Source organism: Anabaena sp. 54 (genome assembly GCF_017355725.1).
GTDB classification, from domain to species: Bacteria; Cyanobacteriota; Cyanobacteriia; order Cyanobacteriales; family Nostocaceae; genus Dolichospermum; species Dolichospermum heterosporum.
In genome coordinates, this window is sequence record NZ_JAAVWA010000041.1 from 1 (window position 1) to 23,686 (window position 23,686).

Consider the following 23,686-nt stretch of genomic DNA (forward strand, 5'->3'; position numbering starts at 1 on the left):
GCCACTGCTTGCCAATCTTGTACAGGTTTAAATTGATTGAGATAAATATTGATTTCGGCGATTAATTCCCAGTAAAAGTCTGGTTTTGGTTGAAATTGCACTTCTACAAAATAGATGGGTTTTTCTACGCTATCTGCCATAAAAATTCCATCAAACCGAAATGCTTTTTCTTTCACTTCCACAGAAGTAAATTTATAATCTGTGGCGTTTTCTGTGGGTTCTCCTAGAATTTCAAATAATAGGGTATGGAACGTGAGGAAGATTTGGTAGAATATTGTGTCTGTGTGCATTATTCCTGATTTTGATATTTCTTAATTACTTATTTATCTGCTGATTTTACCCATCTTTCCCAGTTCTATATCTACTGTAATTGCATCTTCATCCTGAGATACAAGATAACGTTTTGGTATTTTGGTTATGAGAACAAATTTTATTTTCTTATTTCCCTGCTTCTGGGATTTATTTGGGAAATTATGATCTTGATAAATAAAAACCTTATATATATGGGCGCACACTTTTCCACACATACCATAAGCATACCCAAAACTCAGAACACTGTCAACCCCCCAAGCTGAAATTACCAAAACTCGTTACATTATTGATAAAATTCTCAATAATAATGAAAATAAACCCCCAATAATTGAGAAAGTGCTTTTTTGCCAAAATCCCATACAAATAACTTATATCCTGACGTAAGGAAACCCAACATGATGAAAATTTAATTGGCTGGATTTGTTGGGTTGCCTTATCACTTAGCCCAACCTACAGAGTATAATATTTACCACAACCTTAAATAATTAATTATTAGGAAAATGCCATCTACCGTCACCCTCACCATTACCACAGGAAAACTTTCAGGAAAACAATATATATTTGATAGTCGCAGCACTTGTATTATCGGCAGAGGTGAAGATTGCAATTTGCAAATTGCCGATAATATTGATATGACAGTTTCCCGCTATCATTGCTTATTAGATATCAATCCTCCAGAAATGAGAATCCGTGATTTAGGGAGTTTAAACGGTACGATTGTTAATGGTAAAAAAATCGGACAAAGGAAAGCGGGAGAATCTCCAGAGGAAGCAAAAAAGATAGTTTTTACTGAATATGATTTAGTCAATAATGACCAGGTAGCGGTAGGAGATATTATTTTTGATATTGGTGTAGAAACAGAACTGGAAAAACAGAAAACTCCTTATATTCCAGTTGCAGAAGAAAATAATAGACCGAACTTTTTTGAAATTATTAAAAACCTGCTAAATTTAGCAAATCAAGGTAATCAAAATCTCCAGAAAATTTCTAATTATCAGATTATAAAATCTTTAGGTGAAGGTGGATTTGGAGAAGTATTTCTAGCTGAACATATCCCCACTAAAAAACGGGTAGCACTAAAGTTAATGTTACCTAAAGTTGCTGCTAAAGAACTGGGTGTAAAAATGTTTTTGCGAGAAACAGAAAACACCAAATATTTACAACATCCTCATGTGGTGCAGATGTTAGATTATGGCTATGTCGAAAATACCTTTTTCTTTACAATGGAATATTGTGCAGGTGGGGATGTTTGGAATTTGATGGAGAAATCAGGAGGACAGTTACCTGTTAGCATAGCTGTTGATATTACTCTGCAAGTTCTAGACGGGTTAATATATACCCATAATGTTGAAGTTCCTTGTGTGAAATTAGCAGACGGAAGACTAGGAAAAGGAAAAGGTTTAGTACATCGAGATTTAAAACCGAATAATATTTTTATTACCAAGGTCAACGGTAAAATGGTGGCTAAAATTGGAGATTATGGATTATCCAAAGCTTTTGATTTAGCTGGATTGAGTGGACACACTTTCACAGGTGCGAAAATGGGTACTCCTGCGTTTATGTGCCGTCAACAATTGCTAGATTTAAAAAATTCCTTACCAGAGGTTGATGTGTGGGCAAGTGCTGCTTGTTTATATAATATGTTAACGGGATATTTCCCCCGTGATTTTGTTGGTGATTCCTGGAATTGTGTGCTAAGAAATGATGCTGTCCTCATTCGTCAACGTGATAGTAGTATTCCCGAAAAATTAGCAGAAGTGATAGATTTGGCTTTAATAGAAAAGCCAAAAATTCATTTTCAAACTGCGGCTGAGTTTAAAGTAGCTTTGTTAGAATGTGTTTGATTATTAAATTTTAGTAATTTGAGGATCTAAAACAATGCGTGTACCAGTTATATCTACATGATAAGTCCAGAATTGATTTTTGACCTTAACAATTACTTCCCAACCTTTAATGGGATCAAATATTTGAGCGCAGACTTCACCAAAATTAAACACACAGGAATTGCTAAAAGTTTTCTGGGTTGACTGGGTAACTTTCAGAGAACTTATTGCTAAACCAGAACGTTTAGAAGCATCACTCAAAACCCCATTAGTAATTTTTTTTGGTAATTGATTATTGCTAATTTTCGGGTCTAAAAGAATTTGTGAACCTGATTTATTGACATGATAAATCCAAGATTGTTCTTTCACTTGTACAATTATAGTCCAGCCTGGAATAGGATTATATTCCTTTGTACAAACTTCTCCAAATTGGAAAATACAGGGATTACTAAAAATAGTAGATGTAACTTGAGTAATTTTCAAATCAGAAATTTTTAACCCAGAAACTCTAGAAGCATCTCTGAGAACTGCTTGAGAAATAGATTGAGGTAAGCTATTTTGGCTTAACTGTGACCGTTGGGGATTTTTAGCATTTGCAGATGTACTATTTTCAGTTACACTACAAGCAAACAAGCTAGTAATCATGAAAATAAAGACAAAGACTTGGGGAAAACAGCGATTACGGTACATTTGCAAAAATATCCTGGTAATTAAGTTCATAGTTGAATAATTCTCCTGGTTCTACTTTTTATAGTGCAATAGATATAAGTAGGTGAACACAATAAAACCAAACTGTGTAAAGAAACGTAAAATCACCCAAACCCTCTTCAATCTTGCCTTTTGCCTCTTGCCTTGCCATAACGACTATTTTCAATGCTAACCTACTTATGACGTGATTGATATTGATACATAACGCCAGATAATGCAGCTAGGAAAACCCAAGAGAGAGTATTTAACCTAATATCAAAAGTGGTGACATCAACAGTATTAAATAGTATCCAGCCGCTAAAGGTGATAATATAACTAAAGAAGATTAATCTGTTTTCTGGTGCTATAGATTTAGATTTCCAGAGAATTTGACTGGCTGTAATTAAGATCCAAATTAGTAAACCACAAAATAGCAAAGTAGTAATTAACCCAGTTTCGGCAGACAGCATTAAAAATAAATTATGAGGATGGTTAACATCAATTTGCATTTGGGTTTTATAAAGTCTTCCGAAACTGCGTAAACCTGAACCAGTTAAAGGATGTTGTTGAGTGAGATTCCAGGCAAAATCCCATTGAGTTTTCCGCATTAATCCTACTGGTCTATTAGGAAACATATCATCATTTAATCGCGCCCAAATACCGTAGGGAACAAAAAGTCGGAAAAATTGGGCAATAGGTGCAGGTGCAAAAGCTGCGAAGAAACAAAGACTGGTAATGGTGAAAACAGCCGCAACAATTAATCGCCAACCTTTATATAAAGCATAAGCTAAACAGGCAAAAATAGTGATTCCCCAACCATTACGAGAATTGGTGAAAATTAAGGCGATAAAGTTAGTACATACAGTAATTGTCAAGAAGATAATTAGGGGATTGTTTTGTTTGAGTTTGTGGTAGTTTTCTAGCCATAAACCTAAACCCAAAATAAAAATAGTTACTAAATAAGCAGCTAAAGTATTAGGGTGCATGAAATTAGCAGTCATGCGTCCTGATAATGATTTTTCTGGTGCAACTATCCAATCAAAAACAATCCATAAAAACTGAAATTGGAAATTCCAACCGAGAAATAATTGCCCAAAACCAATGATTAAAACAGGTATAGATCCAAATACCATGATCCAAGCAATTTGTCGTAATTGGGCGGGTGTTTGGATGAGAGGAGTGAGTCCGGTAAAAAAGAAGAAGAAGGGGATGAAGTTGAATAAACCCAAAACAGCATCGAGTTTGCCAGAGGCGAATCCGGTGGTAATCAGGAGTAAGATACTCAAAATAGCAAATCCCTTGTGAATTGGGCGATCGCTAATGATATGGTATTGTTTACGCCAGGTTAGCAATGATGCCACAACAATAGAGATACCGCCCAAAAATGGACTCAGAGGAAAAGATATTAGTCCAAATTGTAGCCAATGCCAAGGGGTTTGTAGGCGGGGGTTTGGATGATAAAAACTTTTATTTAAGCTATTTCCCAACATTCTGTACGGGTAAGACGAATTTGCGCGAGGGTGAAGACTGTAGGAATAATTCTGCCATAGTTTGTGGCGATCGCTCTCCAACCCAAATCAGCAAAAAACCAAGCCCACATCACAGGACCTACCAAAGCAAACGCACCACGAACCGCACCATAACGGGCTGCACTCATGGTCATACCTCGACGGGACATTTGCAAAGCCACATAGTTTTGAAACTGTTTGGTAGCTAATCCTGTACCTGTAATTGCTGCTTCTTTAGCTACTTGATAGGTAGCAAAATGAATAGCAAATTGACGGGCGATTTGTTGAAGAACAAAAGGTTGGATGACAGAAGTTACAGCCAAAGCACTACCACCTTTAAATATTAATCCTAAAGGATCACGTTGCAATGACAATGGTAATGGTTGTTTAAGTTTTGATTCTACTAACTGACGTTGCACATTAATAGTTAATTGTTGCTTTTCTTGTTTTGGTAGCTTTTTCCAAACCTTTCCCAGTAGATGCAAAAAAATTTCTGCTTCTAAATCAATTGTTGTTAGATCTTGATAATAGTGAATTTTCAAATATTTGCATACTTGAATTAGGGCTTGTCGGTAAGTTACTTGATCAGTGCGTCCTCGTAATACTGTTATACCATCAGCCGCTAAAAACCGAAAGCGGTCTTCTATTGTATCTAACCAAGCTTGGTGATCTTGGCTTTGCACTGCAATAGGTTCGGGTGTATGAACATAATCTAAGGGGTTAAACTTGCGACTAAACAGAATAGCTGTCAAGTCCTGTAGTTCCTCTTCGGTGGCTAATTCCAATACCGCCCTGAGTTCTTCCAATTTCCCTTCCTCTCTTCTGTACCACGTAGTCTGTACCTTATTCTACTATCTTGTTAATCAAAATTATTGGCGTTACTGATTCAGAATATGATTTTACCTCACGCAGAGGCGCTCCAGTCGCAGAGAGTAAGAGTTTAAAATCATTGATTTTTCAATTTCATACTTCAGTTCAGCAACACCTAATTATTAAATTCGCTTTAATATCTGCGGAAGGTTGATTCTAACATTTCCTGGCGTTAGGATCTTCAAATTCCCCAGGTTCACGGACTAGAAATTGATTTAAAATCGCCTTACCTGAAGGATCTATTACCTCTAATCTTACTAATTCAGGTTGAACAATTTGCCAAGAAACTCGGTATTTATATTTAGCATTAGTCCAAGTGAAGACAGGACGGGCTTGAGTACCAGATGCTTTAGCACCAATTAAACAAAGTTTTTTACCTGTTTTGAGGTTTAAGTTTTTATAATAATATTGACCTTTAGCTTGCCAAAGAGTTAAATGCCAATTTCGTGGTTGTCCTTGCACATCAAAAAATTCCCCCTCTGGAAAAGCCAGGTTAGCTACAGCCTGACTCTGAACGGAAACATCTGCAACTATGGGTAAAGAAAGACCCAAAACTAAAGAGATAGCTATTCCTTGAACTTGCATCATTAATTCTCCCTTTTTAAAACAAGTTTATAGTCAAGCTACTGGTAATTTTTAGATACATAGCCAAGTGATTATGTATCTGTAGTAGCTTGATCTAAAGATGGGTTGCCACCGCATTATGATCTAATATTAAACCACCTTGCTCAGTAATTTTTTTCGCTGCATCTAAAAGATACTGGTAATAAGTATGAGCAATAATAGATAACTGCTTACCAGCAGGGTAAACCATATACCAGGTGCGTTTAATCGGAAAGTGTTGGACATCCAAAATACTGAATTCCGCAACGTCTGTGAGTAAAGTATGACGGGATAATACAGAAATACCTAACCCACCAGCGATCGCTTGCTTAATCGCTTCATTACTCCCCAACTCCAATTTCACCTTCACCTTTACCCCATGTTCTTCAAACAGACCTTGGACAGCACTGCGAGTTCCCGAACCCGGTTCACGCATAATAAACGGTTCTTCTCCCAAACGTTCAATCGGAATATTTTTTTCCTTCGCTAAGGGATGATTCGCCGGTGCAAAAACTACTAAAGGGTTTTCTAGAAATGGCTGAAAATTGACATCGAAATGATCAGGAATTTGACTCATAATATACAAGTCATCCAAATTACCCATCATCCGATCTAAAATCAGTTCATGATTTGTAACTTGGAGAGAAATATCAATCCCAGGGTAAAGCTGACAAAAAGGACCTAACAATCTGGGAATAATATACTTAGCAGTAGTAATTACAGCCAGTCTTAATTGTCCTTGCTTCAATCCTTTTAAATTCGCAATAGTCATTTGAAACTTGTCCATAGTCTCAAAAATTTGCCGACAAGTAGCAAATAATTCCCGTCCCGCTTCCGTCAAATATAAACGCTTTCCTACCTGTTCAAACAATGGTAAACCTACTGATTTTGTCAACTGTTTGATTTGCATGGAAATGGTAGGTTGAGTCAAAAACAACTCTTCCGCAGCGCGTGTAAAACTACCATGTCGGGCAGCAGCCTCAAACACCTTCAACTGGTGCAACGTCGCTTGATTCAAGCTGATTCTCCTCTGATAACAATTTGTAGATATAGCTTGGTATCGCGTAACACTAGGGATCTTTTAAGTGTTATTTATACAAAGTCCTCAAGTTTAGTATATATATAAATGTATATTCTTTGTCATTATATCTGTCCTGAGACTAGCTAGGGTAGCACCTAGTAGTCTGTCAACCCGAAAATGACGGGTGGAGGGAAGCAGGGGTAGGGGAGGTTGGGGGGTAGGGGAGGGGGGGGGGGGGGGGGGGGGGGGGGGGGGGGGGGGGGGGGGGGGGGGGGGGGGTGGGGGGGTAGGGGAGGGAAGAACAGAAGTTTTTTCCGATCATTATCCGTCAAAATAAATTTGACGAACTACTAGATATGGTAAACATAATATAGCTACGCCACGCTATGCGAACGCGGCTATACAAACGAAATAATCCTGTAATTATACTCAAAACGGCTAGAAGCTGGACTTTTTTATTATACAAAGAACAAGGTTCAAAGCCTCTCCCCGTTGCGGGGAGAGGTTTGGAGGGGGGTTTCATATTTGGTTAAACTATGAACCGTTTGCAGTATACAAAAGATGGATTCGATTATTGTGTTCCGAGAGTGACAGAACGGGGTTAATGGTTCAAACTTTGAGAAAATGTAGCAATTCATCTGGTAATCTAAAAGGTAATATTCCAGTTAAAAGCTCAACTGCTTTTGCACATCTACACCAGATACCTAACAACGGTGTCAATTATTAGTACCATGTCTGATTTTAACGCTAATTCCACCCAATTACGAACACAACTCGCTAAAAAATACTTCGATTTATCCCCTACTATCCAAAAGATTATCCAATTGTTTTCGATAATTTATGCACCGATAGACAAAAGTTCATTCCTCAGTTGTCTTTCGCAAACTGCTGCCTTAGACGAAAAGAATAGACCTTGGACTGCTACAACCCTCAATTACCAAATTGAAAAATTGGTAATAGCACTTTTGCTAGTTAAGGAAAACAAATCAGGTCCTGAATGCCATCCGTTACTCACAGAAATTGCTACTCGTCATGCGGTAGAAACCGGAAAGTTCGATATATTAGTTAAAGCCGTAGAGGAAAAACTACCTGTAAGTAATCACTGGAACAAGAATTCGCGGATGTTCCGCAGTCTCCGCCAGTGTATCAGAGAAATCCGCATTGGTCTTTACCGCCAAGACCTTAATTTTATTAATAAGCAAATTGAAGATTACCAAAATTACAGTAATCATACAGAAAAAATAGTCATAAAAAATATTTTTGAGCAGATATGCAATAACCCATTTGACGAAAATTGGTTTAAGACCTTACCACAAGAATTATATGAACGTGGTATATCTAGCATCCTCTTCAATTCGGCATTAAAATTGGCTGACTGCGAAGATGCGTTTATGATGCTAGACGAAGAATGTTGTGAATCTGAAAAATATGCTTCAGATTATCTAAATCTGGTTTTGACAGAACAATTCTTATTACGGGGTGATACCGAAGAAGCACAGGATAGTTTAGAACGGATATCAGAGAAATATCAACATAACACAGCTACTTATTGGGGTTGGTTGAATTTTCTTCGAGGTGAAAATGAACAAGCCATTAAATATTATACAGATGCCCTCAAAGCTATAAAAAAAGCCACAGGCAAACGCTCAATATATTTTAATACAATGGGCGGCTTATTTTTTATCTTAGCATTGTTAAAAGATGGTTCAGCAGAACGCCTCAAAGAAGCAGAAGAGTATGCCACATTAATGTCTCGTGAATCAGATCATTGGCTCACATTTGTTTATGTCAGATTGAAAATGGTACTGCAAGTTCAGCGAGGTGATATTACCCAAAAAGAACTTGTAGTAAGTGCCTATATTGCTTCTGTAGAAGAAAAAAATAGCTTAAATACATTATTTTGTTCTCTGTGCCTTTACTGGATGGATGCTGAGAGTGCAAAAAAACGCCTACCTGATTTATTAGAGCCATTATATCGGCGATCGCTCGCATCCGGTCATCACTGGCTGACAATGGAAACCGCAGAACTTCTATCCCGACTCAAACCCAGCAGCAACTATAAACAACAAGCAGCGGCACTACGAGAAGATAGCGGCATCCAAACCATAGTAGATGTAATCCAACCCCAAGCAGATTGGGAAATGTGCCTCAATGCCCTCGCAAATCTCCAGAAACAACCACAAAAACCTGGCAAACCAGAGTCAGAACTGCGGTTAGCATGGTTCATCACCTTCCATTTCGTTCAATGTAGTTTACAGCCCAAAGAACAAAAAGTTAATGCCAAAGGAGAATGGAGTAAAGGTCGTCCCATAGCCCTTAAACGTCTTAGCAGTGGATTAGCTGAGTTTGATTACGTCACACCCCAAGATATGCGGGTCTGTGGTTGTATTGAGGCATATAGTGAGGGCTATTATGGCAAAGTTGACTATATGTTTAACGAAAAAGCCATCTTAGCTTTAATTGGACATCCAGTAGTTTTTTGGGAAGATACACCCAATATCCGCGTAGAAATCGTCAAGGGAGAACCAGAACTACTGGTGAAAAAAGAAAAACAAGGTCGTCTCACCTTGGAATTTTCGCCCAAATTACCAGAATCACAGAATATTCTGCATATTAAAGAAACCCCAACCCGCATCAAAGTTATTGAAATTAAAGCTGAACACAGACGTATTGCCGAGATTATTGGTAAAGATAACAAATTAAATGTTCCTGCGATCGCCGAAAAGCAAGTTTTAGCAGCCATTAATGCCGTCTCTGGTATTGTTACCGTCCATTCTGACATTGGTGGGGGACTAGAAAATGCCGAAGAAGTCCCCGCCCAAACCCTACCCCATATTCACCTCTTACCTGCCAATTCGGGCTTGAAAATCACCCTCTTATCCCGTCCTTTTACCCAGGGTGGACCATACTTCCGTCCCGGTGCAGGTGGTGAAACAGTCATTGCCGAAATTGAAGGTAAACGTCTGCAAACTAAACGCAATCTATCAGAAGAAAAACAACTCGCCCAAGCAACTATAGCAGCCTGTCCCACCCTAACTCGCATTGAAGAACAAGATGGTGAATGGACAATAGAAGAAGCAGAGGACTGTTTAGAACTGCTGCTAGAATTGCAAACACTGGGAAACAGCGTAGTTATGGCTTGGCCAGAAGGGGAAAAACTGCGGGTAAGTCACAATGCAGACTTGAAAGACTTTAATTTATCAATTCAACGTCAACAAGACTGGTTTGCAGCCACCGGTGAATTAAAATTAAATGACGACCTGGTGCTAGATATGCAGCAACTCCTAGCACTCTTAGAGAAAACCCCCAGCCGATTTATTCCCCTGGGTGATGGTCAATTTCTAGCTTTAACCCAAGCTTTTCGCAAACGTCTTGACGAATTGCGGATGTTTTCGGAAAAACATGGTAAAGGTATGCGTTTCCACCCCTTAGCCACATTAGGATTAGAGGATTTTGTGGATGAGGTAGGTAAGCTAAAAGCAGATAAACACTGGAAAGAACATATCCAGAAACTCAAGGAAGTGCAAGACCTGCAACCAGAACTCCCGTCTACGTTTCAAGCCGAATTACGGGACTATCAAATGGATGGTTTCTGTTGGTTGGCGCGTTTGGCACATTGGGGTGTAGGTGCTTGTTTAGCCGACCAAATGGGACTGGGTAAAACCGTGCAAGCATTAGCAGTCATTCTTAGAAATGCCCATGCAGGTCCAACTTTAATTATTGCCCCCACTTCCGTCTGTATGAATTGGGTGAGTGAAGCGCAGAAATTCGCCCCAACTCTGAATATTATGCAATTTTCTGGTGCTAACCGCCAAAAATTATTGGATGGTTTACAACCATTGGATATGTTGGTATGTAGTTATGGATTATTGCAGCAGGAAGAAGTATCTCAAATGCTTGCTCAAGTGCAGTGGCAAACGATTGTATTGGATGAAGCCCAATCAATTAAAAATATGGCTACTAAACGTTCCCAAGCAGCCATGAACCTGAAAGCTAATTTTAAACTGCTGACAACTGGAACTCCCATTGAAAATCATCTGGGTGAGTTGTGGAATTTGTTCCGCTTTATTAATCCTGGTTTATTGGGTTCTTTTGAAAGCTTTAATCAACGCTTTGCAAATCCCATTGAGAGATATCAAGATAAACAAGCACGTAATAAACTGAAAAAACTAATTCAACCATTCCTATTACGACGGACAAAAAATCAGGTGTTAGAAGAATTGCCTTCTCGCACGGAAATTCTGCTTCATGTGGAGTTAAGTAAAGAGGAAAAAGCATTTTATGAAGCGTTGCGTCGTCAAGCTATATCTAAACTAACTGAAAGTAATGCAGATGCAGGACAGAAACATTTACAAGTGTTAGCGGAAATTATGAAACTGCGTCGCGCTTGTTGTAATCCTAGTTTGGTAATGCCTGACACTGAATTATCCAGTTCTAAGTTGCAGCTTTTTGGTGAGGTGCTGGGTGAACTTTTAGAAAATCGCCATAAGGCGTTGGTGTTTAGTCAGTTCGTTGACCATTTACATATCATCCGCAATTATCTGGTTAAAGAAGGGATTAAATATCAATATTTAGATGGTAGTACCCCAATGGCAGAACGGAAAAGAAGCGTGGATGCCTTTCAATCTGGGGATGGGGATGTTTTTCTCATTAGTCTCAAAGCCGGGGGTACAGGACTGAATCTCACCGCTGCTGATTACGTGATCCATACAGACCCTTGGTGGAATCCGGCTGTGGAAGATCAAGCTTCTGACCGCGCCCACCGGATTGGACAACAACGCCCGGTAACAATTTATCGTCTGGTGGCTAAGGATACTATTGAAGATAAGATTGTGGAGTTGCATCATCACAAGCGAGATTTGGCGGATAGTCTCTTGGAAGGTACTGACATGAGTGGCAAGATATCAACGGAAGCATTATTGCAATTGATTCATGAAGGTTGATGAGTTTTATACAAGTAGGCTTTGCTGGAAAAGTTGTCTGTGAGGGCTAGAAGTATGGCTAACGCTACGCTATCAGCAAGCCCTACTTATTCATCATTCCAAATCTCTTCCTTAACTCTCACAGGCAGTTTCGCCAAATCAGGCAACTCCACAGCTTCCACATCTGTTATTTTATCTTTAATATTAATAGGTATATTAACTGGTTGACGTTCTTCCATCCAGCAACTAGCCACAGGTAAAGTTTCTTCCAACTCATCCAAAGGACGAGGAATCACCATAACTGCATTTAACTCACCAATGCGTTCCGCTTCAAACATTCCCGCTTCTACTGCTACGGCAACATTAGCCACTGAACCGCGAATAATTGCCGTACACAAACCAGCGCCAATTTTCTCATAAGATGCTAATTGCACATCAGCAGCTTTAAGCATAGCATCACAAGCACCCACCATAGCAGGAAACCCGCGAGTTTCCACCAACCCAATCGCTTGATTACTCAAACGGCTGTATCCACCACCATCTCCCATAAATCGAGTCAGACGGTTAATAGGTAGAATTATATCTAAATTAGGATAAGGACGCGCAATCACCAAACTAGAAACCAACTGTCCAAACTGTTCAGCCGTTTGCACACCAGCTTCCACAGCCAAACGGACATCAGCAATGCCACCTCGGACAATTGCTGTACAATGACCACTACCAATTTTTTCATAACCAACTAAGTGGACTCCAGCCGACTTTAACATCATGTCAGCCGTGCCAACTATAGCGGGAAAACTGAGAGTCGAGACTAAACCTAAAGCAGTGTCTTTGAGGCTATCACGGCGACGTGGTGCATGAATATTACTCAAAGCACTTTGATTATATGTTTCCATCTAAATTTTCCAGGATAAGGTTCGTATAGCGTCTTCAATCACAAAAGAATGAAAACTAGCATTTTAATATGGACTTACGTTCATACTTCATACTTAACACTTAACCTGAAGAATTGTGAGAGTTTTCGTTACCCAAGGATTGTCTATGGGGAAATAATGTACTCAGCAGCCTATTTATGCTACCTTGTCCATAGATTTGCGTACCAAAAATGTTGTGAGCTTCTAGATCAGACTCGCTAGGTTCTAAGTTTTCAGAAGTAGTTTCTGTAGACTCTGGAAGCGGAGTTTCAACGGGGGTGGAATCACTAGCCACAGCCGTTTCCGACTCTGGTGGAGACTGGCTTTTCGGTGTAGGTGAAGGTGGAGATACAGGTGTAGATTGGTGTTTAAACTCCAGAAAAGCCGCAACCGAGAGTTGAGTTGAGGAAAATACTTTTTCCTGTTCCTCTGGTTTCTCTGGTTGAGAATGAGGAGATTCAAGTTGTTCGGCTGATTCCTCTGGTTTCTCTGGTTGAGAATTAGTAGATTCTGGTTGTACCGCTGACGGTTCAACAATCTGCCGACTAGTATCTCCCAAAATTGAACCAGAGGGAATAACTTGTCCTGGCGCTACGGAACAGTTAAAAACCGTTGTGGCTGCACCAATACAAGCATTAGCCCCAATTTTGCCTTCACCAACCATCAAAAAACCGGCTCCCAAGTTTGCTCCTGCTTCTATTTCTAGAATACCCTCACTTACTTGGAGAATTGATCCCATACCCAGACATACTCCAGCCCCAATCACAATTGTACTGTTAGTAGCTGCTTGCAGAATTACCCCAGGAGCTATTACTGCACTGGGATGAATAATTACGTCGCCATGAATATGAGCATCAAATCTATCGCCCAGGCGTAGCAGCGATACAGACATGGAATTTATTACCTCGGAAGCCGGAAATGGTCAGTTGTTGGTTGTCAGTTGTCAGTTGTCAGTTGTCAGTTGTCAGTTGTCGGTTGTCAGTTGTCAGAAGGAAGAAAATTTCTCCCCTACTTCCTCTGCTTCCCCTACTTCCCCTGCTCCCCTGCGCCTGCCTCTACGGACGTTGGATAATTGCTTCTAATACGCGGCGTTTCGCTTTAGGGTCAGTCCCAACTAAGCGTACATATTCGCCTGGGTATTCAGAGACGTATCCTTCTAGAGCAGCGATCGCTTCTCTTTCAGATGTAGCCTGAATTTGACCCGCAACTGTCCAAGTTCCTGTGCGGAAACGGCGTTGATCTACGTGTTCCACCGCAATTTTTGCCCCACTGGACAATAGTTGGCGCAATTGACCTACTATTTCCGCAGTTAACCGGGTGCTAGTAGCTGTCGCCGTTGCAGTGGCAGAACTTGTACTGGTAAATGATTTTGTGCTACCAGAAGATGCTACTTGTCCATTTGGTCTTTGGATAATTGCTTCTAATACGCGACGTTTGGCTTTAGTGTCAATCCCAATCAAACGTACATACTCACCTTGATGAGTTTCTATACACTCTTCCAAGGCAGCTACAACTGCTTGAGCCGAATTAGATTGAATTGGTTCACAACTGTTCCAAGAACCTGTACGGAAGCGACGCTCATCTACGTGTTCTGTCCCAATTTTGAAACCACCAGCCAAAAGTTGACGAATTTGATCTACAGTTTCTGCACTCAATTTGGCACTACCAACACCATTGCCGTTACCATTACCATTGTAACTACCAGCAGATGCAGCGGCAGGGGCTTTAAAGCTAGATGTACCAGCAACAACACCTTCAGGACGTTGAACGATTGTTTCTAATACTCGTCTTCTGTTGCTATCAATACCAAATAGACGCACATATTCACCGCTGTGGTCTCTCAAGCAAGACTCTACAGCCGCAACAGCTTCACCTAAAGACCGAGTTTCAATTGCTTGACAACTTTGCCAAGAACCTGTACGGAAACGTCTTTGGTCTACGTGTTCTGTCCCAATTTTAAATCCTTGTTCTAGTAGATAACGTAATTGATCTACTGTTTCTGCACCCAAGCTATAGCTAACCACGTCACTACTCCTTTCTAACTCTTCAACTTCAATACTTATATAAGATTTAGCACCGGAAAGATTAAGTTCATCCCGAATCGGCGCAATACACTTGCTATCCGCAGCACAGTGATAACCAGCCCGTAAAGCCTGATTAATCCCTACTACATGGTGAGCAAATTCTTGATCCTGTGCTTGGACATCTGGCAATCTATCCGCTTGCTGCTGGGTCGTAATTATTGATCCAGAAGCTACGTATTTACCCGGTGGAATTTCCACATCTTGAATTAGGGCGTGCATCATCACAATGCAGCCTGCACCCACCCTGGCATTAAATACCGTAGAACGAAAGCCAATAAAACAACTATCGCCAACGTAAGCAGGTCCATGAATCAGTGCCATGTGGGTAATGGAGGCACTTTTCCCAACCCATACTGAGTATTTCTTGCCATCATCACCAACGACTCGGCCTTGCTCCAACCCATGAATGACCACACCATCTTGAATATTGGTATTTTCACTAACACAAAAAGGTGTCCCTTCATCGGCTCTAATCGAAGTCCCCGGAGCAACAATTACATTTGCACCTATATTGACATCACCAATGAGGTTACAAGAAGAGTGGACAAATGCAGTTTCATTGATTTTTGGTTCTGCTAAACTCCTTGACCATGGGGTTGGGGGTGCCGCCGTGCTGCGGACTACCATTGCGAGATTCCTCCTGAAATAAGCTTTTTGTCAGTGGTCATTGGTCAGTGGTCATTGGTCAGTAGTCAGTGGTCAGTGGTCAGTGGTCATTGGTCAGTGGTCAGTTGCCTATTTTCATCAACTCTTACCTCTTGCCTCTTGCCTCTTGCCTCTTGCCTTTTGCCTCTTGCCTCTGTTCTGACTATCTATACTGGTCTTTTTTGCTGTAAATTACACGATCTTCAACGTAAATGGTGTCTATAATTGCCACTACTGCTGCGTCTAACGGTCGTTGTTCATTACCTGATAATTGACGAGCAGCACTGCCACGACTGACAAGTACCCACTCATCTACTCCTGCCCCTACACTGTTATCGGCGGCTACCTCGTATACTGGCAGGAGATTGCCATTTTCATCTATTAATTGCAACATTAGTAGCTTCACACCCCGCAGACTGGGATCTTTTTGGGTGCTGGTTACTGTGCCACGAACTCTGGCAATTTGCATTATTAATTATGGTCTTCTACCGAAAGGGCGGATTGTGTTAACACCTTCCCGGAATTGTTCTACATCTTCGGTATAACGAATGGGGAGGACATATTCCAAGTTTTCGTGGGGACGAGCAATAATGTGGGTAGATAGCACCTGTCCACCATTGACGCGCTTAACTGATTCTACTCCAGCACCTACGGAAGCTTGAACTTCGGAAACATCACCACGGACGATAACTGTCACCCGACCACTACCGATTTTTTCATAACCAACCAAGGTAACACGAGCAGCTTTTACCATCGCATCAGCAGCTTCTACTACGGCTGGAAAGCCTAGAGTCTCTACCATTCCTACTGCAATTGACATTTGTTTTTGTCCTTAAATTAAATTTTTACTTGTACCAGATTTAAACTCAAGCAAGCAGTCCTGTTAATGTTTTTCGTTTAAACAGTAATTAGACTAAGCCCGGAACTGTTCTACAGCTTCTGTATAACGAATTGGCAAGACATATTCTAGGTTTTCATGAGGACGAGCAATGATATGGGTAGATACCACTTCACCACCGTTGACTCTTTTAGCTGCTTCAATGCCGGCTGCTACTGAAGCTTGAACTTCAGAAACATCTCCTCTCACAATAACTGTAACGCGAGCGCTACCAATTTTTTCATATCCTACTAAAGTCACACGGGCAGCCTTCACCATTGCGTCAGCAGCTTCTACTACTGCGGGAAAGCCTTTAGTTTCAATCATTCCAACTGCAATTGGCATCGCAGAACTCCTCAAAATTTAATCGAATTAGAACTATGGGTGGAAATTTTGGACGGGGATGCTCATCCTGATCCGAAAATACTGCCACATTTAAGCATAGGAAACCTTGGCATCCCTGGCAACATAAATTACTATAATAGTTTGTAATAAAATATATTAAAAAAAGTTAACAAAAGTTCATACGGTCTTTTATGAGATTAAAATTCACTGATCCCTAGAGTGACAACTTATGCTTTATAATTTCTTTATCACTTTGAGAATTACTATAGTTCATAGCCCAAGCTAATTCTTTGATGAGGAGGATTGGTGAGTGCTATATATGGGACGGACGGGCTACTGGCTATATCTTTCCTGTGATTCGCTATGGCTATAAACAGTGGGTAAAAATCTGCAAATTTTACCAACGTACTTAAAAAACAAATTTAAAAAAAGCAGAAAAATAAAAAATGTTGTTCAAAAATTATTAGAATATCTAAGATGTTAAATTATATTTAATGGCTCAATAATAGGCTAATCTAAAGTAAATGTGCTTAGGCATATTGAGCTAAAAAAAGTTAAGAAAACATAGATTTTCACAAGGATATTGTTTTTTGAGCAAATGATTATTTAAAGGCTGCTTAAGAGAATCGGAACTGAGTTGTTAAGGAAAATATTAGATGAATGAGTTTCTATTTTTAACGAGTTGCTTCGTGCCTCTTTATAGTTTACTAGGGGCAATTTTGACTTTGCCTTGGAGTATAGGAATCATCCAGCGTACGGGACCTAGACCTGCGGCTTACTTGAATTTATTGACTACCATCTTAGGTTTTGTCCATAGTTTCTTAGTATTTAAAGATATCTGGAATCGAGAACAGGAAAATTTAGTAATTACTTGGTTTCAAGCTGCTGATTTTCAATTATCTTTTGCTCTGGAAATTTCCGTAGTCAGTGTTGGGGCAACAGTTTTAATTACTGGATTAAGTCTATTGGCGCAAATTTACGCACTAGGCTACATGGAAAAAGATTGGTCTTTAGCCAGATTTTTTGGTCTAGTCGGATTTTTTGAAGCTGCTCTGAGTGGTCTAGCAATTAGTGATTCTTTGTTTCTCAGCTATGCTTTGCTGGAAGTTCTCACCCTTTCGACTTATTTACTGGTGGGATTTTGGTATGCTCAACCGTTGGTAGTGACGGCGGCGCGAGATGCCTTCTTGACGAAGCGGGTAGGTGATTTGTTGCTGCTAATGGCTGTGGTGACTCTTTCTACTTTGGCGGGCAGCTTAAACTTTTCGGATTTGTATGAGTGGGCGCAAACCGCTGATTTAAACCCTGTGACATCAACCTTGCTCTGTTTGGGTTTAATTGCCGGTCCTGCTGGTAAGTGCGCTCAATTTCCCCTGCATTTGTGGTTAGATGAGGCAATGGAGGGACCCAACCCAGCTTCGGTGATGCGAAATTCGTTGGTGGTAGCTGGAGGTGCTTATTTCCTCTACAAAGTCCAACCATTATTATATTTGTCCCCTATTGCCTTAAATACTTTGGTGGTTGTGGGGGTAATGACAGCGGTGGGGGCGACATTGGTATCTCTAGCCCAAATTGATATTAAGCGATCGCTCTCCCATTCCACCAGTGCTTACATGGGATTAGTATTTTTGGCGGTAGGCTTGGAACAAGGTGGAGTGGCGTTAATGTTACTCCTGAGTCATGCTATTGCCAAAGCCTTATTATTCATGAGTTCTGGTTCAGTTATCTACACTACCCAAACCCAAGATCTAACGGAAATGGGGGGTTTGTGGTCAAAAATGCCAGCTACTACCACAGCTTTTATAGTCGGTTCGGCAGGTATGGTAACACTATTACCCTTGGGCAGTTTTTGGGCAATGTTAGCTTGGGCTGACGGCTTAGTAAAAATTAGCCCTTGGGTAATTGTGGTTTTAATCTTAGTTAACGGCTTAACGGCTTTGAATTTAACTAGGGTATTCCGGTTAGTTTTTTGGGGACAACCCCAACCAAAAACCCGTCGCGCTCCAGAAGTTGCCTGGCCAATGGCATTACCAATGGTGACTTTAACTATCCTGACGCTATTATTACCCCTGATGCTACAGCAATGGTATTTATTACCTAGCTGGGAAAGCCTAGATTGGTATGTAGTCGGATCTTTAGTAGCTTCTACCATTGCTGGGGTGACTATTGGCGCAACAATTTATCTGCACAAGGCTTGGTCAAGATCGAGAATTTTGATTTGGCGACTTATACAAGACTTATTAGGCTATGATTTTTACATAGACCGCATTTATCGCTTAACGATTGTAAGTGCTGTGGCGCTGTTATCGAGGATATCCGCGTGGAGCGATCGCTTTTTGGTAGATGGTCTAGTCAACTTAGTCGGCTTTGCTGCGATTTTTAGCGGACAAAGTTTGAAATACAGCATTTCTGGTCAATCACAAGGCTATATGCTAACAATCCTTGTCGTTATTAGCATTCTTGGTTTCCTAATTAGTCTGTCATTAGGTTTATTCGAGAAATTACCTTTTTAGGGAACTAGGTGACAGTTGACAGGTGACAGGTGACATTTAAGAAAGAAGAGGAAAAAGCAAGATTAATATTTTTCCCTACCCCCTCCCCCTATTCTCTATCCCCTATTCTCTGTCCCCTGTCCCCTGTCCCCTGTCCTCTATCCCCTATTCTCTATCCCCTGTCACCTGTCACCTGTCACCTGTCCCCTATTCTCTATCCCCTGTCCCCTGTCACCTGTCACCTGTCACCTGTCACCTGTACCCTGTCACCTGCCCTCTATTCCCTAACTTTCATGCTCAGTACATTGATCTTACTGCCGTTAATTGGTGCGGCTTTTATTGGTTTCTATCCTTTTACCATCTCTGGTAAATTAGCGCGAATCATAGCTTTCGTCTTTAGCGTGATTATTTTCTTATGGAGTATTTTCCTGGGAATTCAGTTTAACCCTGGAGAAATTGGTCAACAGTTTGCTGAGTCACTACCTTGGGTAGATGCAATTGGCTTAAACTACAATCTGGGTATAGATGGTTTATCTCTACCATTGCTAATTCTTAATGGACTATTAACTTGTATTGCTATTTATAGCAGCGATGAATCCCAACAACGTCCGAGATTTTATTACTCTCTAATTCTGCTCTTAAGTGCTGGGGTGATAGGAGCATTTTTAGCACAGGATTTATTATTATTCTTCCTGTTTTATGAATTGGAACTAATACCCCTATATTTGCTAATTGCGATTTGGGGGGGAGAAAAACGGGGTTATGCAGCCACAAAATTTCTGATTTATACAGCTTTTTCAGGAATCGTCATTTTAGCCAGTTTCCTGGGGATGGTTTGGTTAAGTGGTTCTCCCAGTTTTGGACTAGCAACCTTAAATGCCCAATCTCTACCCTTAGCAACCCAAATTTTACTCCTTGCCGGAATTTTGGTAGGATTTGGCATTAAAATTCCCCTCGTTCCCTTCCATACTTGGCTACCAGATGCCCACGTTGAAGCCTCTACACCCATATCTGTGCTATTGGCGGGGATATTATTAAAATTAGGGACTTATGGCTTACTGCGATTTGGGATGAATTTGTTACCAGATGCTTGGGCTTATTTAGCACCTTGGTTAGCCACATGGGCAGTAGTTAGTGTTTTGTTTGGGGCATCTTGTGCGATCGCGCAAACGGACATGAAAAAAATGGTAGCCTATAGTTCTATCGGTCACATGGGCTATGTCTTATTAGCAGCAGCCGCATCCACACCCCTCAGCGTTTTGGGTGCAGTCATGCAAATGATTAGTCACGGGTTAATATCCGCCATGTTATTTCTGTTGGTGGGAGTTGTCTATAAAAAAGCTGGTAGTCGGGATTTAAATGTCATTCGGGGACTACTTAACCCAGAACGAGGTTTACCAGTGATTGGTAGCTTAATGATTTTTGCCGTCATGGCTAGTGCTGGTGTACCGGGAATGGTGGGATTTATTTCCGAATTTATTGTTTTTCGGGGCAGTTTTGCCATTTTCCCCGTCCAAACATTATTAGCCATGCTCGGAAATGGTTTAACTGCGGTTTACTTCCTAATTCTCTTAAATCGTGCCTTTTTTGGGCGGTTATCAGCAGCAGTTACTAACTTACCTCGTGTGTATTGGAGCGATCGCATCCCTGCCATCATTCTAGCAGTAGCGATCGTTATTTTTGGTATTCAACCCAATTGGTTAGTCTATTATACCCAAGCCACAATTACCACCATGGTAAAAATGAATAATCATCATGTAATAGCTAACGTGTCTTTGGATAAAGCTAAAATCAAAAGTTAAGCGATGGATATTGGAGACTGGGAAAACTCACCCTATGTCTTAATCCCAATCTCTAATTATCAATGAAAGTATATATCTGAACAACAAGTTTCTGATATGATATAATCAAAAAAGTGAATGAATTTGCATAAATTACGCAGTCCTGTTCAATAAAATTAAAGGGTATTCTATATGAAAGCGGATAACTTAGAAATATATGCTGATGGAGCGGGACTTATGGTTGGACCAACTATAAGTAAACTTAGTTTTTACTCTGTAGTAGATATTTCAGAAAATAATGGACAAAAGGAAACTGAAGAAGAATTAAAAGTACAGATAGCTATTCCAACACTTACTTTACTGAAATTATGTGCTAGATTTTTAACACAAGTTAAAACTGACGAAAAGGGAATTATTAATACTATAGATAGTCATAAAGAGGAAATTATTAAGACATTGGCAAATTTAACTTTAAAAGAAAGTGACGGAGAATAAAAATGTTAACCATAAAGTTGGAAAGTGAAATATCTTCTTTTATTCAAGAAAACAGCAAAAGAGATAATTATGAATTCTTGTATAAAACTAAAATTCCAAATCCTCCCATTCATATTAAGCAATGGCAAACAAATCAATACTCCTATAAAGTAGTTGCTTTTGAAAAAGAGGAAAGCAGACATAACAAATTACAAAAATTAGTTCAATTAGTTACAAAAATACGTAATTATCTTTCTTTACCTGATGATTGGGATGGTTATGAAGGAATTGCGCCTAAATCAAAAACAATTGAAGAAACTATTTCTGTAGTTAAACGTTTGAATGATTATAACATATCATTACCTAAACCAATGGTAAGTGGTACGGGGATAGTTGGTTTATATTGGGAAAAAGACAGTATCTATATTGAGATATGTTTTGAAGGTGATGGAACATTTTGGTACTATGGTAAAGATGGTAATTTAGAAATTGGAGAAGAATCTGTGTCTCTTAAAAAACAAACTGAATTTCCCAGAAACTTAATTAATTTAATCGCCAAAATTTAATTTTCTATGAGTTGTTCAGAGATTTATACTGTTACATCTAATAGATGTAAGTTCGCCCAGCAAAACGACCCTCAATGTAATTGTGAAAATGTATCAGTTAGTCAATTTTCTCCAGGCATTGTAGAAAATAATGAAATATTAGTGAGGCAAATTTATTCACCAATTCATATAGATGAACAAACTGGAAGAGTAAACACATCTGCCTTTACTGATGCTCAAGATAAAGGTATGTCAGTAAATCGTAAAACCTATTCCTCAATAGAAGAATTAAATAAAAAAGTTCAATACAAGCTAATGTCAGATGAGAAACGGGGTAAAGGTAAAGGTTTTGAGGGTGTTATTTATGCAACTTGTCACGACATTAGAGCAGTAAAAACTAATGATGGTCTAAAAGCTTTTTGTGTTTATGATACAGGTAATAAAAATGATATTTCTCATGCTGATATATGCCAAGCAACATCTAGTCGTGTATACGGCAGTAAAATGCGTTTAAAATTAAGGGAAATTTTTTCAGACACACCCATAACATTAGATATTTTATTTACTAATTAACTTCTATTTTAGTTTAAATTGAATTATGACCTACCCTTCAATCCTTCCTTATACTTTCTGGAGAAACACTAATGATGAAAACTGAAAAAAAGCCCGCTTACAATCCCCTAGCTGAGTATCTTCAACGCTTACAAAATGGTGGTGCATTACTCAAAGATAGCCCCGAAAACGTTTTAGAAGTTGTTGGCATTCTCAAAAGTTATGGTATAGTTTTAGATGCCTATTCTAAAAACCTCATTTACATTGCTGAACATCAATTTTTAGTATTTTTTCCCTTCTTTAAATATTTTGATGGCGATATTTCTGTTGCCAAATTATTCCGCCATTTATGGCATGATCGGATTAATTTTGAATATGCGGAATATTGCCTGAAAGCCATGATGTGGCATGGTGGCGGCGGTTTAGACGCATACTTAGATACTCAAGAATTTCACGATAGAGCTAAAGCTGTTATTGCTGCTAAATTTAAATATAATCCCCTCATTTGGGGAGTAAATGAACTGTTTCCCGAATTCTTGATAGAACAGTTACGAGTCTCTGCTTATTATACTGGGTTAGGTCAATTTTGGCGAGTCATGGCGGATATGTTTCTGAATTTATCAGATCGCTATGACAACGGCGAAATTAAAACAATTCCCCAAGTTGTAGACCATATTAAACTGGCTTTAGTTGCAGATGCAATGAAACCAATTACATATAGTGTCAAAATTGGCGATAAAGTTTATGATCTTATTCCTCAATCAGTTGGGTTAACCTTCCTTGCAGATACCGCAATTCCCTATGTAGAAGCGGTATTTTTTAGAGGCACACCATTTTTAGGTACAGTTTCTTTAAACGCACAAGCATATCAAGTTCCCCCAGATTTATCTCGATTTCAATATGGTGCATTATACGCAGATCCTTTACCTATTGGTGGTGCAGGTATTCCTCCCACATTGTTAATGCAGGATATGCGCCATTATCTCCCAGAATATTTACATAATATTTATCGTCGCAGTCTTCGGGGTGAAGATGATTTGCGAGTGCAAATTTGTATGAGTTTCCAAAAGTCTATGTTTTGTGTAACTAGCGCCGCAATTTTAGGACTTTTACCTTATCCTTTAGATACTCAAGATTTATCTGAGCAAAAAAATAATCAGATCTATTTAGAAAAGTGGATGTCAAGATTAGAAAATTCTCAGTTATTAGAAGTGAATAAATAAATGGGATG

Annotated in this window: 20 protein-coding genes; 8 read left to right on the top strand and 12 right to left on the bottom strand. The window is 39.6% G+C overall.

Going from position 1 to position 23,686, the window contains the following annotated elements:
- Positions 1–290, bottom strand: a 290-nt coding sequence (locus HEQ36_RS23490) for a DUF2887 domain-containing protein (RefSeq protein WP_290708577.1), incomplete at its 3' end; no start/stop codon positions are given.
- Between the two features lie 522 nt (positions 291–812).
- Here HEQ36_RS23490 and HEQ36_RS23495 point away from each other — a divergent pair.
- Complete coding sequence (locus tag HEQ36_RS23495; RefSeq protein ID WP_053539567.1) at positions 813–2,156, top strand: protein kinase; 1,344 nt, start codon at positions 813–815, stop codon at positions 2,154–2,156.
- 3 nt (positions 2,157–2,159) lie between these two features.
- Here HEQ36_RS23495 and HEQ36_RS23500 read toward each other — a convergent pair whose 3' ends face one another.
- The 5 genes from HEQ36_RS23500 to HEQ36_RS23520 all read right to left on the bottom strand — a co-directional run bounded on the left by HEQ36_RS23500 (position 2,160) and on the right by HEQ36_RS23520 (position 6,821).
- Complete coding sequence (locus HEQ36_RS23500; RefSeq protein WP_027401071.1) at positions 2,160–2,855, bottom strand: hypothetical protein; 696 nt, start codon at positions 2,853–2,855, stop codon at positions 2,160–2,162.
- 161 nt (positions 2,856–3,016) lie between these two features.
- Positions 3,017–4,312: an O-antigen ligase gene (locus HEQ36_RS23505; protein WP_168636773.1), complete on the bottom strand. Its 1,296-nt coding sequence runs from the start codon at positions 4,310–4,312 to the stop codon at positions 3,017–3,019.
- Positions 4,294–5,136: a YaaW family protein gene (locus tag HEQ36_RS23510; protein ID WP_053539566.1), complete on the bottom strand. Its 843-nt coding sequence runs from the start codon at positions 5,134–5,136 to the stop codon at positions 4,294–4,296. The genes HEQ36_RS23505 and HEQ36_RS23510 overlap by 19 nt, the downstream gene beginning before the upstream one ends.
- Positions 5,137–5,356: 220 nt before the next feature.
- Complete coding sequence (locus HEQ36_RS23515) at positions 5,357–5,788, bottom strand: hypothetical protein (RefSeq protein WP_168636772.1); 432 nt, start codon at positions 5,786–5,788, stop codon at positions 5,357–5,359.
- Between the two features lie 91 nt (positions 5,789–5,879).
- Positions 5,880–6,821 carry a LysR family transcriptional regulator gene (locus HEQ36_RS23520; protein ID WP_053539564.1) on the bottom strand — a complete coding sequence of 314 codons (942 nt, stop codon included), beginning with the start codon at positions 6,819–6,821 and terminating at the stop codon, positions 5,880–5,882.
- 734 nt (positions 6,822–7,555) lie between these two features.
- On the opposite strand from HEQ36_RS23520, the gene HEQ36_RS23525 reads away from it, so the two are divergent.
- Complete coding sequence (locus tag HEQ36_RS23525; protein WP_168636771.1) at positions 7,556–11,767, top strand: DEAD/DEAH box helicase; 4,212 nt, start codon at positions 7,556–7,558, stop codon at positions 11,765–11,767.
- An 86-nt stretch (positions 11,768–11,853) separates the two neighbouring features.
- Here the strand turns inward: HEQ36_RS23525 and HEQ36_RS23530 are convergent, their stop codons facing one another.
- The 6 genes from HEQ36_RS23530 to HEQ36_RS23555 all read right to left on the bottom strand — a co-directional run bounded on the left by HEQ36_RS23530 (position 11,854) and on the right by HEQ36_RS23555 (position 16,611).
- Complete coding sequence (locus tag HEQ36_RS23530; protein WP_053539561.1) at positions 11,854–12,642, bottom strand: BMC domain-containing protein; 789 nt, start codon at positions 12,640–12,642, stop codon at positions 11,854–11,856.
- Positions 12,643–12,742: 100 nt separating this feature from the next.
- Complete coding sequence (locus tag HEQ36_RS23535; RefSeq protein ID WP_039202032.1) at positions 12,743–13,552, bottom strand: transferase; 810 nt, start codon at positions 13,550–13,552, stop codon at positions 12,743–12,745.
- A gap of 163 nt (positions 13,553–13,715) precedes the next feature.
- Entirely contained in the window at positions 13,716–15,371 is a 1,656-nt protein-coding gene (locus HEQ36_RS23540; RefSeq protein ID WP_168636770.1) for a ribulose bisphosphate carboxylase small subunit, read from the bottom strand.
- A gap of 181 nt (positions 15,372–15,552) precedes the next feature.
- Entirely contained in the window at positions 15,553–15,858 is a 306-nt protein-coding gene (locus tag HEQ36_RS23545) for a EutN/CcmL family microcompartment protein (RefSeq protein WP_015080436.1), read from the bottom strand.
- A 6-nt stretch (positions 15,859–15,864) separates the two neighbouring features.
- Entirely contained in the window at positions 15,865–16,209 is a 345-nt protein-coding gene (locus tag HEQ36_RS23550) for a carbon dioxide-concentrating mechanism protein CcmK (RefSeq protein ID WP_015080435.1), read from the bottom strand.
- A 93-nt stretch (positions 16,210–16,302) separates the two neighbouring features.
- Complete coding sequence (locus tag HEQ36_RS23555) at positions 16,303–16,611, bottom strand: carbon dioxide-concentrating mechanism protein CcmK (protein ID WP_027401081.1); 309 nt, start codon at positions 16,609–16,611, stop codon at positions 16,303–16,305.
- Positions 16,612–17,267: 656 nt separating this feature from the next.
- Between HEQ36_RS23555 and HEQ36_RS23560 the strand changes: the two genes are divergently transcribed.
- The 6 genes from HEQ36_RS23560 to HEQ36_RS23585 all read left to right on the top strand — a co-directional run bounded on the left by HEQ36_RS23560 (position 17,268) and on the right by HEQ36_RS23585 (position 23,678).
- A complete protein-coding gene (locus HEQ36_RS23560; protein WP_168636769.1) occupies positions 17,268–19,124 on the top strand; it encodes an NAD(P)H-quinone oxidoreductase subunit F in 1,857 nt (618 codons plus the stop codon).
- 272 nt (positions 19,125–19,396) lie between these two features.
- The gene (locus HEQ36_RS23565) at positions 19,397–20,905 is read left to right on the top strand and encodes an NADH-quinone oxidoreductase subunit M (RefSeq protein ID WP_168636768.1); all 1,509 of its coding nucleotides are present in this window, start codon (positions 19,397–19,399) and stop codon (positions 20,903–20,905) included.
- A 171-nt stretch (positions 20,906–21,076) separates the two neighbouring features.
- Positions 21,077–21,379, top strand: a complete 303-nt coding sequence (locus HEQ36_RS23570) for a hypothetical protein (protein ID WP_027401084.1) — start codon at positions 21,077–21,079, stop codon at positions 21,377–21,379.
- A gap of 2 nt (positions 21,380–21,381) precedes the next feature.
- Complete coding sequence (locus HEQ36_RS23575) at positions 21,382–21,924, top strand: hypothetical protein (protein WP_168636767.1); 543 nt, start codon at positions 21,382–21,384, stop codon at positions 21,922–21,924.
- A 6-nt stretch (positions 21,925–21,930) separates the two neighbouring features.
- Positions 21,931–22,476 carry a hypothetical protein gene (locus HEQ36_RS23580; protein WP_168636766.1) on the top strand — a complete coding sequence of 182 codons (546 nt, stop codon included), beginning with the start codon at positions 21,931–21,933 and terminating at the stop codon, positions 22,474–22,476.
- A gap of 71 nt (positions 22,477–22,547) precedes the next feature.
- Positions 22,548–23,678 carry a CO2 hydration protein gene (locus HEQ36_RS23585; protein WP_168636765.1) on the top strand — a complete coding sequence of 377 codons (1,131 nt, stop codon included), beginning with the start codon at positions 22,548–22,550 and terminating at the stop codon, positions 23,676–23,678.
- The last annotated feature ends 8 nt before the right edge of the window (positions 23,679–23,686 follow it).